General features: G+C 71.9%; 10 protein-coding genes. 8 read left to right on the top strand and 2 right to left on the bottom strand.

All coding sequences use genetic code 11. The features are described from left to right. Positions 1 to 606 precede the first annotated feature (606 nt). From EST54_RS16320 to EST54_RS16300, 5 genes are all read left to right on the top strand, one after another. Positions 607 to 3,012, top strand: coding sequence for a sodium-translocating pyrophosphatase (locus EST54_RS16320; protein ID WP_129248357.1), 2,406 nt, complete (start codon positions 607 to 609; stop codon positions 3,010 to 3,012). A 219-nt stretch (positions 3,013 to 3,231) separates the two neighbouring features. After that, complete coding sequence (locus tag EST54_RS16315) at positions 3,232 to 3,816, top strand: small secreted protein (protein ID WP_129248356.1); 585 nt, start codon at positions 3,232 to 3,234, stop codon at positions 3,814 to 3,816. Between the two features lie 147 nt (positions 3,817 to 3,963). Continuing rightward, positions 3,964 to 5,502: a DUF7059 domain-containing protein gene (locus tag EST54_RS16310; protein ID WP_129248355.1), complete on the top strand. Its 1,539-nt coding sequence runs from the start codon at positions 3,964 to 3,966 to the stop codon at positions 5,500 to 5,502. 87 nt (positions 5,503 to 5,589) lie between these two features. Continuing rightward, positions 5,590 to 5,787: a hypothetical protein gene (locus tag EST54_RS16305; protein WP_129248354.1), complete on the top strand. Its 198-nt coding sequence runs from the start codon at positions 5,590 to 5,592 to the stop codon at positions 5,785 to 5,787. Positions 5,788 to 6,016: 229 nt separating this feature from the next. Next, positions 6,017 to 6,421 carry a hypothetical protein gene (locus EST54_RS16300; RefSeq protein WP_129248353.1) on the top strand — a complete coding sequence of 135 codons (405 nt, stop codon included), beginning with the start codon at positions 6,017 to 6,019 and terminating at the stop codon, positions 6,419 to 6,421. Positions 6,422 to 6,476: 55 nt separating this feature from the next. Here EST54_RS16300 and EST54_RS16295 read toward each other — a convergent pair whose 3' ends face one another. Both EST54_RS16295 and EST54_RS16290 read right to left on the bottom strand, forming a co-directional pair. Then, a complete protein-coding gene (locus tag EST54_RS16295) occupies positions 6,477 to 6,917 on the bottom strand; it encodes a DUF2752 domain-containing protein (RefSeq protein ID WP_129248352.1) in 441 nt (146 codons plus the stop codon). Next, complete coding sequence (locus EST54_RS16290; protein ID WP_129248351.1) at positions 6,914 to 7,504, bottom strand: hypothetical protein; 591 nt, start codon at positions 7,502 to 7,504, stop codon at positions 6,914 to 6,916. Before EST54_RS16290 ends, EST54_RS16295 begins: the two co-directional genes overlap by 4 nt. A 503-nt stretch (positions 7,505 to 8,007) precedes the next feature. Here EST54_RS16290 and topA point away from each other — a divergent pair. The 3 genes from topA (at position 8,008) to EST54_RS16275 (ending at position 15,857) form a co-directional block, all read left to right on the top strand. Then, a complete protein-coding gene (topA, locus tag EST54_RS16285; RefSeq protein ID WP_129248350.1) occupies positions 8,008 to 10,845 on the top strand; it encodes a type I DNA topoisomerase in 2,838 nt (945 codons plus the stop codon). A 142-nt stretch (positions 10,846 to 10,987) separates the two neighbouring features. After that, entirely contained in the window at positions 10,988 to 14,350 is a 3,363-nt protein-coding gene (gene tmk / locus EST54_RS16280) for a dTMP kinase (protein WP_129248349.1), read from the top strand. A gap of 250 nt (positions 14,351 to 14,600) precedes the next feature. Next, complete coding sequence (locus tag EST54_RS16275) at positions 14,601 to 15,857, top strand: DNA polymerase III subunit delta' (RefSeq protein WP_129248348.1); 1,257 nt, start codon at positions 14,601 to 14,603, stop codon at positions 15,855 to 15,857. The last annotated feature ends 258 nt before the right edge of the window (positions 15,858 to 16,115 follow it).

Raw genomic sequence — 16,115 nt, 5'->3', positions numbered from 1 at the left:
TCCCCGCCGCGGCCCCTGATCGCCGCCCGACCCGCTCGCCTCCGCCCGGGCCCCAAGACGACCGCACCGTCATGAGCGCACCCCATCCCCACGAGCCCACTCCACCGTCCTGAGACCGCCCCACCGGCATCAGGACGCCCACCGTCATGAGCCACGCAGCCACCCTCCTCATGCGGTGACCCCCGTCCTCATGCGATGCGATCCGGACTTGATCTGGTGGGGCTTCGCCGGATGCCGGGAGGGGGTGGGCGCGTGGTGGGTCACCCGTTCAGCCGTAGCGGGGCGGATCAATTCTCTCCGGTGTCACGCCGGCCTCAGTCGGCCCGGGTTCCGAGGCGGCATCCTTGAGCAGCGACGATCAGTGCGCCGGCGAGAACGATCAGTACGACAGAGAGATCATCGGGCGGCGGTCAGTGAATTCGCTGCATTCCTTCGTCCGAGCGAATTCCGAGCGGCCTCGGCCTTTTGATCTTCGCCGCTACCGGCGAATTCCCTTTGACGCGTACTGTTTTGATCAACCGCGGCTCCCTACAATCCGTCCACATCTTGCTCAGGACGCCTGAGCGTGCTTCCGCGCGCCCATGTGCCAAACGTCAAGGAGGACGAATGGCGGGGCCTTACACCCCTCAGTTGCTTGACACCCCCACTTTTCTGGCCGGGCCGTCTCTTACGGCGGGCAACCGCGGCATCGTGCTGGTGATCGCCGTGGTCGCCCTGGCGGCGCTGGCTGTCGCGGCGGTGCTGGTCCGCCAAGTGCTCGCGGCCGGTGAGGGAACCGACAGTATGAAGAAGATCGCGGCGGCCGTGCAGGAAGGCGCAAATGCCTACCTGGCACGGCAGTTGCGGACCCTCGGCGTATTCGCCGTCGTGGTGTTCTTCCTGCTCATGCTGCTTCCCGCGGACAATTGGACGCAGCGCGCCGGACGCAGCGCCTTCTTCTTGATCGGCGCCGGATTCTCGGCGGCCACCGGCTATATCGGCATGTGGCTCGCCGTGCGCAGCAATGTGCGCGTGGCCGCGGCAGCCCGGGAAGCCACTCCGGCCGAGGGGGACACCGAGAAAAAGGATCTTACGGCCGTCTCCCACAAGGCGATGAAGATCGCATTCCGTACGGGTGGCGTCGTCGGCATGTTCACCGTGGGGCTGGGCCTGCTCGGCGCGTCCTGCGTGGTGCTCGTGTACGCGGTCGACGCGCCCAAGGTGCTGGAGGGCTTCGGTCTCGGCGCCGCGCTGATCGCGATGTTCATGAGGGTCGGCGGCGGCATCTTCACCAAGGCCGCGGACGTCGGCGCGGACCTCGTCGGCAAGGTCGAGAAGGGCATCCCCGAGGACGACCCGCGCAACGCCGCGACCATCGCGGACAACGTGGGCGACAACGTCGGTGACTGCGCCGGTATGGCCGCCGACCTCTTCGAGTCGTACGCGGTGACCCTGGTCGCCGCCCTCATCCTGGGCATGGCGGCCTTCGGCGACGCCGGGCTCGCCTTCCCGCTGCTGGTCCCGGCGATCGGGGTGCTCACCGCGATGGTCGGCATCTTCGTCGTCGCACCCCGGCGCCGCGACCGCAGCGGCATGACGGCGATCAACCGCGGGTTCTTCATCTCCGCGGGCATCTCGCTGGTTCTGGTGGCCGTCGCGGTGTTCACCTACCTGCCGTCCCGTTACAGCGACCTGACCGGTGTCACCGACACCGGCATCCTCAGCCGGAGCGGCGACCCGCGGATGCTGGCGCTGGTGGCGGTCGCCATCGGCATCGTGCTCGCCGCGCTGATCCAGCAGCTGACCGGCTACTTCACCGAGACCACCCGGCGTCCCGTGCGGGACATCGGCAAGACCTCGCTGACCGGCCCGGCCACCGTCGTGCTCTCCGGCATCTCGATCGGCCTGGAGTCGGCGGTCTACTCGGCGGTGCTGATCGGTCTGGCCGTCTACGGGGCGTACCTGCTGGGCGGCGCCTCCATCATGCTGGCGCTGTTCGCGGTGGCGCTGGCCGGCACCGGCCTGCTGACCACCGTCGGCGTGATCGTGGCGATGGACACCTTCGGTCCGGTCTCCGACAACGCCCAGGGCATCGCGGAGATGTCCGGCGATGTCACCGGTGACGGCGCGCAGGTGCTCACCGACCTGGACGCGGTCGGCAACACCACCAAGGCCATCACCAAGGGCATCGCCATCGCGACGGCCGTACTGGCCGCGGCCGCGCTCTTCGGCTCCTACCGGGACGCGATCGCCACCGCCGTCCAGGGCGTCGGCAACGCCGCCACCGGCATGGACCTGAGCCTGGACATCTCGCAGCCCAACAACCTGGTCGGGCTGGTCCTCGGCGCCTCGGTCGTCTTCCTGTTCTCGGGGCTGGCGATCAACGCGGTGTCGCGGTCGGCGGGAGCGGTCGTCTTCGAGGTGCGCCGGCAGTTCCGCGAGCACCCCGGAATCATGGACTACACCGAGAAGCCCCAGTACGGACGGGTCGTCGACATCTGCACCAAGGATGCGTTGCGTGAGCTCGCCACTCCCGGGCTGCTGGCGGTGCTCACCCCCATCGCGGTCGGCTTCTCGCTCGGCGTCGGCGCGCTCGGCTCGTTCCTGGCCGGCGCGATCGGCACCGGCACGCTGATGGCGGTCTTCCTCGCCAACTCCGGTGGCGCGTGGGACAACGCCAAGAAGCTCGTCGAGGACGGCCACCACGGAGGCAAGGGCAGCGAGGCGCATGCCGCGACGGTCATCGGAGACACCGTGGGTGACCCGTTCAAGGACACCGCGGGCCCGGCGATCAACCCGCTGCTGAAGGTCATGAACCTGGTGGCGCTGCTGATCGCGCCGGCTGTGGTGAAGTTCTCATACGGGCAGGACAAGAGCGTCGGCGTACGGCTCGTGGTCGCCTTGCTGGCGATCGCCGTCATCGTCGGCGCGGTTTACGTCTCCAAGCGGCGCGGAATCGCCGTGGGTGACGAAGACAACTCCGAAGATCCCGAAGGCATCGCCAAATCGGTCAAGACGGTGGTGGCTTCCTAGCCGGCGAGGATCGCCGGAAGGGCGCGCGGACCGCTCAACTGGGCGGGTGGACGGCGTTTTTTTGCGGACGCCGGCCACCCGCCTTCCGTGTGCTCGGGTGGCCCTGCGGAGCTTGGTGCAAATGGCTGCAATGAGGACAGGCCGGGATGGCCGACCCGTTGCCCAGGCCCTTTGGACGTGTATGTTCCGGGGCCGAGAGCCATGGAAGGGACCAATCCGGTGAACAAGAAGCTTGTGGCTGCACTGTCCGGCGGTGCGGCACTGGTGCTCACGCTGACCGGCTGTAGCGACGACAGCCAGAAGAAGCTCAACAACTGGGCGAAGAGTTTCTGCGACCCTGCGCAGGCTCAGTTCAAGCAGATCCAGGACGCCAACGGCGCCATGCAGACGGCCGACAACGGCAGCACGGACTCCAAGAAGGTCCAGCAGACCGACTCCGCGGCCTTCCAGAAGATTTCCCAGGCCTACGCCTCGCTGGCCACGTCCCTGGAGAAGGCCGGGCCCCCGCCCACCGATCAGGGCAAGCAGGCCCAGCAGAACGCCGTCAAGGAGCTCAACTCGCTGTCCAAGGGATATGCGGACCTTCAGAAGCAGGTCAAGGCTCTGAACACCTCGGACAAGCTGAAGTTCGCGGACGGTCTGCGCGATCTCTCCAACGGCATCAACAAGCTCAACAAGCAGAGCGAGGCGGCCTTCAAGAACCTGGAGGCCGGCGACGTCGGCACGGCGATGGCCAACCAGAAGGGCTGTCAGAACCCGGCCGCGTCCGGCTCCCCGGCCCCCACGCAGTCCAAGAAGGCGTAGCGGCCCGGGACGGCGAGGACGGACGAACCGCCGGCGGACCGCGGTGCACGCGGACCCGTCACGGCTCCGACGGCCCGGCGACGCGCCCGGAAAGGGCATGGCGCCGGGCCGTCGCCGATTGTCGGTGGCAGGGCCGACAATGGTGGCGTGAGTACGCACCTCCCCACCGCAGATGTCCAGGACCCCGAGAGCAGCGCCCGCACCGCCCGGCTGCGCGAGGCGCTGCTGGCCGCCGACTTCACCGCCGACGGGCTGCTGGAGCTGCTCGGCGCCCCGGCCTATGCCGCGCTGGCGCGCAGCGAGACCGTCCCCGCGGTGCGGGCGACGCGCGGCGACGGCCCGCTGGAGACCCTGGTGCGGCTGTTCCTGCTGCAGCGTCCGGTGGCGCTGCCGCGGGCCCGGGCCGCGCTGCCGGTCGCGGACTGCCTCGCCGACGGCTGGCTGGTGCAGGACGGCGACGAGCTGCGCGCCAGTGTGGACGTCCGTCCGTACGGCGGCCCCGAGGGGCAGGACTGGTGGATCGTCTCCGATCTGGGGTGTGCGGTCGGCGGCGCCGGCGGCATCCGGGGCGACGGGGAGACGGACCGCGCTCAGCTGGTGCTCGGCGTCGGCGGCGCCTCCACGACCCTCGCGGGCCTCACCGTGCGCCGCCCGGTCGCCACGGCGCTCGACCTCGGTACGGGCTCCGGCATCCAGGCGCTGCACGCCGCCCAGCACGCGACCCGGGTCACCGCCACCGACCTCAACCCCCGGGCGCTGCGGATCGCCGCGCTGACGCTGGCGCTCTCCGGTGCCGGGTCGGCGGATCTGCGGGAGGGCTCGCTGTTCGAGCCCGTCGGGCAGGAGACGTACGACCTGATCGTGTCCAACCCCCCGTTCGTGATCTCGCCGGGCGCCCGTCTGACGTACCGCGACGGGGGCATGGGCGGCGACGACCTGTGCCGGACGCTCGTCCAGCAGTCGGCCGCGCGTCTCAACGACGGCGGTTACTGCCAGCTGCTGGCCAACTGGCAGCACGTGGCGGGCGAGGAGTGGCACGACCGGCTGCGCTCCTGGGTGCCGCGCGGCTGCGACGCCTGGATCGTGCAGCGCGAGGTGCAGGACGTCACCCAGTACGCCGAGCTGTGGCTGCGGGACGCGGGCGACCACCGTGCCGGTGACGAGACGTACACCGCGCGGTACGACGCCTGGCTCGACGAGTTCGAGGCGCACAAGACCAAGGCCGTCGGCTTCGGCTGGATCACCCTGCGCAAGTCCGGGTCGGACTCCCCGTCCATCACGGTCGAGGAATGGCCGCATCCGGTCGAACAGCCCCTGGGGGAGTCGGTCGTAGGACACTTCGCCCGCCAGGACTACCTGCGGGCCACGGACGACGCGGCGCTGCTGGCCGCCCATTTCCGGCTCGCCGACGGGGTGGTGCAGGAGCAGGTCGGGCTGCCCGGGGCAGAAGACCCGGAGCATGTGGTGCTGCGTCAGAACCGCGGTATGCGGCGTGCGACGAAGGTGGACACGGTCGGCGCGGGCTTCGCCGGGGTGTGTGACGGCTCGCTGCCCGCCGGACGGATCCTGGACGCCATCGCCCAACTCGTCGGCGAGGACCCGGTCCTGCTGCGGGACCGCACCCCGTCCTCGATCCGGATGCTGGTCGAGCAGGGGTTCCTGGAGCCGGTGGCGGCGGGCGACTGACGCGAAGCGGGGGAGCGGTGCGGGACACGCGAAAGCCGTTCATCCGGCGTTCGCCCGGAGGCCGCCCTGGCGTGTCACGCTCCCCGCATGGAGAGTGGACCCGAGGCCTTCGCCGGTGCGGTATTCGCGCTGTTCGGCGGTGGACTGCTGGCGTGGACGGGGCTGTGCATGCGGACCGGTATGCCGGTCGCCGACGGTGTCAGCCGCCCGGTCGCCACCGTGACGGCGCTGCTGTCCGGGGTGCTGTTCCTGATCACGGGCTGCTGGCTGCTGGCGGCGCTGTAGCCGCGGCCGTTGCCGGTCTTCGCCGCCGCGCTGAAGCGCCGGCCTCAACTGCCCGGACGGGGCAGTACGTTCACTTCCGGCCAGTTCCGCCGGAGTTGGCCGGTCTGTGGCGGTAAGCGGGAACTTTCCGATGCCGTCAGCCATGTTCCTCAGTGCAGGTCTTCAACAGGCCGGTCGGCCAACGGCCACCAGACCGGCAGGCGCACCGACACCTCAGTGAGGAACTCAGATGAACCGTGCACTTCGCTACGCCACCGTCGGCGTCATCGCCGTCACCCTGCTCGGCGGCGGCACCGCCGCGGCCTTCGCCGCGCCGCAGGACCTCCACTCGCCGTCCTCCGTCGTGGCCACCGCGCCGGCCGCCGCCAGCCTGACGGCCAAGGCCAGCGCGACCACGGTCAACGCCTGGCAGGAGTTCCGGATCTCCGGCGTCGCCAAGGGCCTCAAGGCCGGCACCAAGGTCACCGTCCAGCAGAAGCAGGGCACGAAGTGGGTCTCGCTGCCCGCATCGGTGCCGGTCAACTCCAAGGGCAACTACTCGGTGCGGGTCAAGCTCGGCATCAAGGGCGTCAACCAGCTCCGCATGGGCGCCGGCAGCACCCTCTCGCCGGTGGTCAAGGTCACCGTCCGCTGACCCGGGACCGTCCGCTGACCCGGGACCGACCCGCGGCCGCTCCGGCGGCCGCGCCCTAACCGACGACGTTGCGGGCGATCATCCACACCGCGGCAATGCCCAGCACCACGGCATTGCCGCGGGCCGTCACCCGCGGCCGGTACGTGCGCCCGCGCAGGCCCGCGACCAGCCAGCGCGTGACGGCATACGCCGCGACCGGCCCGCCCAGCGCGAGGAGCACGGCGTTGTCGTGGAAGGCCGCCGGCACCTCGCCGTGCATCAGGTCGTACGCCATCCGCGTCCCGCCGCACAGCGGGCACAGCAGGCCGGTGGCCCATTTGAAGGGGCAGGGGAGCAGCAGCTGTCCCGGCCGGTGCGGATCGGTGTGCCAGAGGTAGACGGCGGCGGGGACACCCAGCGCGAGCGCGATCGACGCGGTGCGGAGGGTGCGCTTCCGGACCGTCGCCCCGGTGGGGCCCGCAGGTGCGGCGGGGCCCCACGGCTCCTCGGGGCTCACACGCTCAGCGACCTGGCGTAGTTGACCTGGTTGAGCACGAACATGACCTGCTCGCGGGACTGCACCGGGATCATCGTGGAGTGGTGCCGGCCGCCGCTGTTGACCGTGACCTGCACGAACCCGGTCGTCACCCGCTCCTTCATCAGCAGGAAGAGCAGACCGAGCAGACAGAAGAGGAAGAAGACGACGGCGAGCACGACCGCGTGCGTCGGCATCCTCTCCTCCGTCCGCGACATATCGGTCGCCGTCCACACCGCGCCCTTGAGCGGCATCGGCCCGGCGGGTGTCATGACCGTGTCGCCGCTGACCGCGATATCGCCGAGCGACAGCAGCATTCCGCCGGGCTGGGCGCCGCCCTGGAATCCGCCGGGCGCCGGCTGCGGCGGGGCGGCCGGCGGGAAGCCGGACGCGGGCGGCTGCTGCGAGGCGGCCTGCGGATAGCCGTATCCGGGCTCCCCGGGGCGGCCGCCCTGCGGGAAGCCGTATCCGCCGCCGGCGGGCGCGCCGCTGTCCGGGGTGGCGTAAGGGTTCTGGCCGGGCCCGCCGGGCGGCTGTTCCGGGGGCGGTCCGGGGTACTGGTTCGTCATGGGTGGTCCCCCCGAGGTACGTGATGACGGCAGTACTCGGCTCGAACGGCGAGCCGTGCCGTGTCCATCCTGCCAGCCCGCTCACATGCTGTATCAAGGCAATGACGGCATCCGTCGCCGCCCTGTGACGGTCGGCCGCCCGCGGACGGTGCGCTCGGCGACGCCGGGCGGGCGGCGAACCGTCGGGGATCCGTCACTGTGTGAGATCACCGATGGTGCCGGGGCCGCGGTCCGCAGGGGTCCTCCGAGGTGGGCGCCGGGAAGCGGCGCCGGCCCGCCATGATCCACCGGGCCCGCTCCCGGCCCGCGGGGAACGCCTGGTGCGGTCCGGGCGGCATGAAGGCATGTAGTCGGGTTACCGTTCGAGTGGCGTTGCGGGGTTTTTCCGTTTGACACGGGGCCGGGAGGTACCGTCACACTCCGCAGCGTCAAGCGTCACCGCAGTGCGCCCCCAACGTCCGACCGGGGGGTATTCCCAGCGTCGACCGGAGAGAAGAGCGAAGTTGTCCCCGACCAGCGAGACCGCAGACGGCGGCGGCCGCCGACTCGTCATCGTCGAGTCGCCTGCCAAGGCGAAGACGATCAAGGGCTACCTCGGCCCTGGCTACGTGGTCGAGGCCAGCGTCGGGCACATCCGGGACCTGCCCAACGGTGCCGCGGAGGTCCCGGCGAAGTACAAGGGCGAGCCCTGGGCCCGTCTCGGTGTGAATGTCGACGCCGAGTTCCAGCCGATCTATGTGGTCAACAGCGATAAGAAGGACCAGGTCAAGAAGCTCAAGGAGCTGCTGGCCGAGTCCGATGAGCTCTATCTCGCCACAGATGAGGACCGCGAGGGCGAGGCCATCGCCTGGCACCTCCAGGAGATCCTCAAGCCCAAGGTCCCCGTCCACCGGATGGTTTTCCACGAGATCACCAAGGACGCGATCCGCGAGGCCGTCGCCAATCCGCGCGATCTGAACCAGAAGCTGGTCGACGCCCAGGAGACCCGCCGGATCCTCGACCGCCTCTACGGCTACGAGGTCTCGCCGGTCCTGTGGAAGAAGGTCATGCCGCGGCTGTCGGCCGGCCGGGTCCAGTCCGTGGCGACCCGGCTCGTCGTCGAGCGGGAGCGCGAGCGCATCGCCTTCCGCTCCGCCGAGTACTGGGACCTGACCGGCACCTTCGCCACCGGCCGGGCCGGCGACGCGAGCGACCCGTCGACCCTGACCGCCCGGCTGAACTCCGTCGACGGCCGCCGTATTGCGCAGGGCCGTGACTTCGGTTCCAACGGGCAGCTCAAGAACGACGCCCTCCATCTGGACGAGGCCAACGCCCGCGCGCTCGCCGCCGCCCTGGAGCACACCGACTTCGCGGTGCGCTCGGTCGAGTCCAAGCCCTACCGCCGCTCGCCGTATGCGCCGTTCCGGACGACCACCCTCCAGCAGGAGGCCAGCCGCAAGCTCGGCTTCGGCGCCAAGGCGACCATGCAGGTGGCGCAGAAGCTGTACGAGAACGGCTTCATCACCTATATGCGTACGGACTCCACCACGCTCTCGGACACCGCGGTCGCCGCGGCCCGGGCGCAGGTGACGCACCTGTACGGCGCGAACTACCTGCCGGACAAGCCGCGCACGTACGCCGGCAAGGTCAAGAACGCCCAGGAGGCGCACGAGGCGATCCGCCCCTCCGGCGACCGCTTCCGCACCCCGGCCGAGACCGGTCTGACCGGCGACCAGTTCAAGCTCTACGAGCTGATCTGGAAGCGGACCGTCGCCTCGCAGATGAAGGACGCGACCGGTAACTCCGTCACCGTCAAGATCGGTGGCCGGGCCGCCGACGGCCGGGACGCCGAGTTCAGCGCGTCCGGCAAGACCATCACCTTCCACGGCTTCCTCAAGGCCTATGTGGAGGGCGCGGACGACCCGAACGCGGAGCTCGACGACCGCGAGCGCCGGCTGCCGCAGGTGGCCGAGGGCGACGCGCTGGCCGCGCGGGAGATCACCGCCGACGGGCACGCGACCAAGCCGCCGGCCCGCTACACCGAGGCCACGCTGGTCAAGGAGCTCGAAGAGCGCGAGATCGGCCGCCCGTCGACGTACGCGTCGATCATCGGCACGATCCTCGACCGCGGCTACGTCTTCAAGAAGGGCACCGCGCTCGTCCCGTCGTTCCTGTCCTTCGCGGTGGTCAACCTCCTGGAGAAGCACTTCGGCCGGCTGGTCGACTACGGCTTCACCGCCAAGATGGAGGACGACCTCGACCGCATCGCGCGCGGTGAGGCGCAGTCCGTGCCGTGGCTGCGGCGCTTCTACTTCGGCGAGGGCCACGGCGAGGGCGGCGCCGCGGACGCCGGCAACGGCGACGGCGACCACCTCGGCGGGCTCAAGGAACTGGTCGAGGACCTGGGCGCGATCGACGCCCGGGAGATCTCGTCCTTCCCGGTCGCCGGCGACATCACGCTGCGGGTCGGCCGCTACGGCCCGTACGTCGAGCGCGGGGAGAAGGACGCCGAAGGCCATCAGCGCGCCGATGTCCCCGACGACCTGGCGCCCGACGAGCTGACGGTGGAGTACGCGGAGGAGCTGCTCGCCAAGCCGAGCGGCGACTTCGAGCTGGGCATGGACCCGGCCAGCGGCCACCAGATCGTCGCCAAGGACGGCCGCTACGGCCCGTACGTCACCGAGATCCTGCCCGAGGGCACCCCGAAGACCGGCAAGAACGCGGTCAAGCCGCGCACCGCCTCGCTCTTCAAGTCGATGTCGCTGGACACCGTGACCCTGGCGGACGCGCTCAAGCTGATGTCGCTGCCGCGCGTAGTCGGCAAGGACCCCGAGGGCGTCGAGATCACCGCGCAGAACGGCCGCTACGGCCCGTATCTGAAGAAGGGCACCGACTCGCGCTCCCTGGAGAGCGAGGAGCAGCTGTTCTCCATCACCCTCGACGAGGCGCTGGCGATCTACGCCCAGCCCAAGCAGCGCGGGCGGGCCGCCGCCAAGCCGCCGCTGAAGGAGCTGGGCACGGACCCGGTCAGCGGCAAGCCGGTGGTGGTCAAGGACGGCCGCTTCGGTGCGTACGTCACCGACGGCGAGACCAACGCGACCCTGCGGCGGGACGACGACGTCGAGACGATCACCGCCGAGCGCGGCTACGAGCTGCTGGCGGAGAAGCGCGCCAAGGGGCCGGCGAAGAAGACCGCCAAGAAGGCGGCCAAGAAGGCGCCGGCCAAGAAGACGGCCGCGAAGAAGACGGCAGCCAAGAAGACCGCGGCGAAGAAGACCACCACGGCGAAGAAGACGACCGCCAAGAAGGCCACCGCGAAGACCGCGGCGGCGAAGAAGACGGCGGCGTCGGCCGAGGACTAGCCGAGGACCGGCGGGGCTCCGGCGGACCGGCCGGACGCAAAACCGCAGGACAAGGGCGGGCCCGACGGATACGTTCCGTCGGGCCCGCCCATTTGTTCGGGCAGGCGCTCGACGGCGTGGCGTGTCCCGATAGGCTGGCGAGATGACGCGTGCCGAGCAGCCAACGGTCGTGACCCCCACTTCTGGCGCCCTAGCGGCGGATTCCCGCGAGCGCGCCGTGCGAGCCCTGCTCCGCTTCCCCCCACTGAAGCGATTGTGGAGCGCCCAGTTCGTCGGGGGTATCGGCGATGCCCTGTCCATGCTTGTCCTGGTACTTCTCGCCCTGCAGGCGGCGCTGTACGTACCACTGGGGGGTGAGCCCGTCTTCGGCGGTGGCTATCGCGGTGCCGCCCTTGCGGTCACCGCGGTCTTCGCCGCCCGGATGCTGTCGACGCTGCTCTTCGGGGCCGTCCTGCTGGGCCCGCTCTCCGCGCTCACCGCGCCGTCGGGGCCGCTGGACCGGCGCTGGACGATGATCGGCGCGGATCTGCTGCGGCTCGCGCTGCTGGTCATCGCCCCCTTGTGGATCGACTGGGCGCCGGACAACGCACTGGCCTGGCTGCTGGTCACGGTCTTCGTCACCGGCGTCGCCGAACGCTTCTGGACCGTCGCGCGGGAGAGCGCGGCCCCCGGGCTGCTGCCCGCGCCGCCCCCGGAGGGCTCCGCCGTCCGGCCGCTCCCGGACAACATGGACGCCCTGCGCCGCCTCTCGCTGCGCACCGCCTTCGTCTCGCTGCCGATCGCGGCCGCCGTACTGGTGGTCGTCACGCTCGTCAGCAAGCTGCTGGGCACCGGCATCGACTGGTTCCACCTGCACCAGGCCGCGCTCGGCTCGTATGTCGCCGCCGGCCTGTTCGCCGCCTCCGTATCGATCCTCTACTTCATCGAACTCCCCGGGGTGCAGACGCCGCGGCCGCGCTCCCCTCTGGAGGGGCTGCGCCGCCCGAAGGCCACGGGAGCGAAGACCGGACAGCCGGCCCAGGGAGACAAGCCCGAGCAGGGCGCCGCCCGGGCGGCCGCCGACAAGGGCCGCACCGGCGCCGTCCCGCTGCTGGTGACGACCTGCGCCGCGGTGGCCGCCGCGGTCGCCGCCGCCGTCTCGCTCGCCGTGCTGCACGGCTACGACCTGGCCGGCGGTCCGGCCGCCTTCGCGCTGGTGGTGCTCGCGCTGACCGGCGGCACGGCCGTCGGCATCCGCGGCGCCCACCGCGTGCTGCCCGTCCTCTCCCGGCGCCGGCTGCTCGCCCTTGCGGTGGCCGCCACGGGCCTTTCGCTGCTGGCCATGGGGCTGGTCCCGGACGCGACGTCGGTGCTGGTCCTCGCACTGCTGGCCGGTATCTGCGCCGGGACGGCCGCCAATACGGCGCACGTCCTGCTGGACCAGGAGTCCGAGGAGTCCCGCACCGCCCGCACGACCGAGCATCTGCACGCCGTCGTGCGGCTCTCGGTCGCGGTGGCCGCCATCGTCGCGCCGCTGCTCGCGGCCGTCATCGGCCCGCACCACCTCGGAAACGGCACCTTCACCTTCGCCTACGGCGGCGCCGCCTACACCCTGATGCTGACCGGCGCGCTGCTGCTGCCGGTCGCCGCCCTAGTCCTCGGCAAGGTGGACGACCGGCAGGGCGTGCCGCTGCGGCGCGATCTTCTGGAGGCGCTGCGCGGCGGTGATCCGGCCCAGGCGCCCGCCCCCACCGGCTTCTTCATCGCCCTCGAAGGCGGCGACGGCGCCGGCAAGTCCACCCAGGTCGAGGCGCTCGCGGAGTGGATCCGCGGCAAGGGCCACGAGGTCGTGGTGACCCGCGAGCCGGGCGCCACCGCGATCGGCAAGCGCCTGCGCTCGATCATCCTGGACGTCTCGACGTCCGGGCTCTCGGACCGTGCGGAGGCGCTGATGTTCGCCGCCGACCGGGCCGAGCACGTCAACAGCGTCATCCGGCCCGCCCTGGAGCGCGGCGCGGTCGTCATCACCGACCGGTACATCGACTCCTCGGTCGCCTACCAGGGCGCCGGCCGCAACCTCGCGCCCACGGAGATCGCCCGGATCTCGCGCTGGGCCACCGACGGCCTCGTCCCCCATCTGACGGTGCTGCTCGACATCTCCCCGGAGACCGCGCGGGAGCGCTTCACCGAGGCACCGGACCGGCTGGAGTCCGAGCCCGCCGCATTCCACCAGCGGGTGCGCGCCGGCTTCCTGACACTGGCCGCCGCCGACCCCGCGCGCTACCTGGTCGTCGACGCCGGGAAGGAACCGGAAGCCGTCACCACCGTCGTACGGCACCGCCTCGACCAGGTGCTCCCGCTGTCCGAGGCCGAGATCCAGGCGCAGGCCGAGGCCCGTAAGGCCGCCGAGGAGGAGGCCCGCCGCAAGGCCGAGGAGGAGGCCGCGCGCAAGGCGGAGGAAGAGCGTCTGGAGCGCGAGCGCCAGGAACAGCTCGCCAAGCTGCGCGCCGAGGAAGAGGAGCGCAAGCGCCGCGAGGCCGAGGAGGCCAGGGCGCGCGAGGAGGCCCGCCAGGCGGAAGAGGCCCGCAAGCGCGCCGAGGAGGCGCGGCAGGCCGCGGAGGCGGAGCGGCAGCGCCGCGAGGCGGAGGAGCGCGCCCGCCAGGCCGAGCAGGAGCGGCTGCGCAAGCAGCACGAGGAAGAGGCGCGGCTGCGCAAGGAGGCGGAGGAGCGCCGCCTGGAGAAGCAGCGCAAGGCCGAGGCGGCCCTGGTCCGCGCCGAGGAGGCACGGCGGGCGGCCGCTGAGGAGGCGGCCGCGGCGGAGGCCAGGGCGGCGGCCGAGGCCAGGGCCGCGGACGAGGCGCCCACCGCGGAGACGCCGGTCGCGGATCTGCGCAAGCGGCTGGCGGAGAGCGCGCCCGAGGACTCCAGCGGGTCCGGTTCCGGTGCCTCCGGTTCCGGTGCGGACGCCGAGCGCACGGAGGCCCTGTCGTGGCCCGAGGCGCGGGGCGGCCGGCCGGCCGGTGCGGCGGACGAGACGGCCGTGCTGCCCTCGGTGCGGGACGCCCGGGACTCCGGGTACGACCGCGGAGCCGGCACGGACGCGGAGGAGACCGCCGTCCTGCCGCCCGTACGGGACTCGGGAGGACGGGACTCCGGTGGACGGGGCGAGCACGGCCGGGACGGCGATCCCGCCGACCGCGTGCCGTCGTGGATGTTCCGCAAGGAGACACCGGAGGCGTCGGGGACGCGGGGGACGGCGAACGGCACGGCAGCGGGACGGCCGTCCGGCTCCCCGGCCGAGTCGCGCGTCGAGCGCACCCGCGAACTCCCGCAGATCGACCCGGAAACGGGCCGCCCCGTGGAGACCCCGCAGCGCAACCGCCCCCGCCCCGAATGGGCGGAGGAGACCCCGCTGGACGATCTGCCGACGCTCGCCGACGAGCTGCTGGGCGAGCACGACGAGGACGAAGCGGACGGCGGAGCGGGCGACAACGGCCGTCGCGGCGGCCGGGGACGGAGCCGCTAGCCGGCCCGGAAGGCGTCTGCCAACGGCCGTGGCCGCAGCCCGAAAGCTGCGGCCACGGCCGTTTCCCGGTCCTGGACGGGTGCCCGCCGGGCGGCCGGCACCGGCTTCCGCGTTCGCTTGTCGGTGGGGTGCACCACAATGGTTCAGGCGCGGAGCAATGCGTGGTGTGAGTGGCCGGGCGCAGGCACACTCCACACCCGCACTCCACACGCCACGAGCAGCACGGAACGGACAGGAACGGCGGACAGCGATGACGGTGTGGGACGACGTGGTCGGCCAGGACCGGGTGACGGCACAGCTGGCCGCGGCAGCGCGCGATGCGGACGCCCTCGTCACCAGGGAGCATGCCGCGGCCGGGTCCGGGCCCGGCCGCGAGGCGCAGCCGGAGCCGCCCGCCGAGGGGGGCGGCGCCTCCCAGATGACCCACGCCTGGCTGTTCACGGGCCCGCCCGGCTCCGGCCGGGCCACCGCGGCCCGGGCCTTCGCCGCCGCCCTGCAGTGCGTCAGCCCGGACCGCGCGGCAGAGACCGGCACCCCCGGCTGCGGCTTCTGCGACGGCTGCCACACGACCCTGGTCGGTACGCACGCCGACGTCGAGATCGTCCGCACGGACCTGCTGTCCATCGGCGTCAAGGAAACCCGCGATCTGGTCCGGCGCTCCTCCCTCTCCCCGGCCGGCGGCCGCTGGCAGGTGATCGTCCTGGAGGACGCCGACCGCCTGACCGAAGGCGCCGGCAACGTCCTCCTCAAGGCGGTGGAGGAGCCCGCCCCCCGTACGGTCTGGCTGCTCTGCGCCCCCTCCGTCGAGGACGTCCTGCCCACCATCCGCTCCCGCTGCCGCCAGCTGTCCCTGACCACGCCGCCGGTCGACGCCGTCGCCGAGGTCCTCGTCCGGCGGGACGGCATCGAGCCGGAGGCCGCCGCCCGGGCCGCCCGCGCCACCCAGGGACACATCGGCCGGGCCCGCCGCCTCGCCACCGACGAGCGCGCCCGCGCCCGCCGGACCGCCGTGCTCAAACTCCCCCTCCGCGTCGACGACATCGGAGGCTGTCTCAAGGCCGCCCAGGAGCTGATCGACGCCGCGGGCGAGGACGCCAAGCAGGTCGCCGAGGACGTCGACACCAAGGAGACCGAGGAGCTGCGCGCCGCACTCGGCGCCGCCTCGGGGACCGGCGGCCGGCTGCCGCGCGGCACGGCCGGCGCCATGAAGGAGCTCCAGGACAGGCAGAAGCGCCGCTCGACCCGCACCCAGCGCGACAGCCTCGACCTCGCCCTGGTCGACCTCACCGGCTTCTACCGCGACGTCCTCGCCCTCCAGCTGGGCGCCTCGGTGGCCCTCGCCAACGACGAGGTGTGCGACAGCGTCCAGCGCATCGCCACCACCTCGACCCCCGAACGCACCCTCCGCCGGATAGAAGCCGTCATCGCCTGCCGCGAGGCCCTGGACCGCAACGTGGCCCCCCTCCTCGCGGTCGAGGCCATGACGGCGGCCCTCCGCGCCGGCTGATCACCACCCCCGAACCAGGGGGCCACCACCCCGCACCCAGCCCGCCCACTCCAAGAAGCCCCACACGTAACGTCCTCGCCCGGATACTCTCCGTTCAGCAGCCGTCACCCCTCACCCACCGCCGAACACCGCCGCTCCACTACGGCCCCACTCCACGTCCCCACGCCCCCGCACCCGCCGGCCGGCAGCCCCCGCACTCCACCCGCACTCCACCTTCCAGGGACCGCACCGCACCGCACTCCAGATTCCAGGGACCGA

The sequence above is a fragment of the Streptomyces sioyaensis genome, assembly GCF_004122735.1.
GTDB classification, from domain to species: Bacteria; Actinomycetota; Actinomycetes; order Streptomycetales; family Streptomycetaceae; genus Streptomyces; species Streptomyces sioyaensis.
The sequence above is the reverse complement of the archived record's forward strand: the minus strand, read 5'-3'. Positions and strand labels throughout refer to the sequence as shown.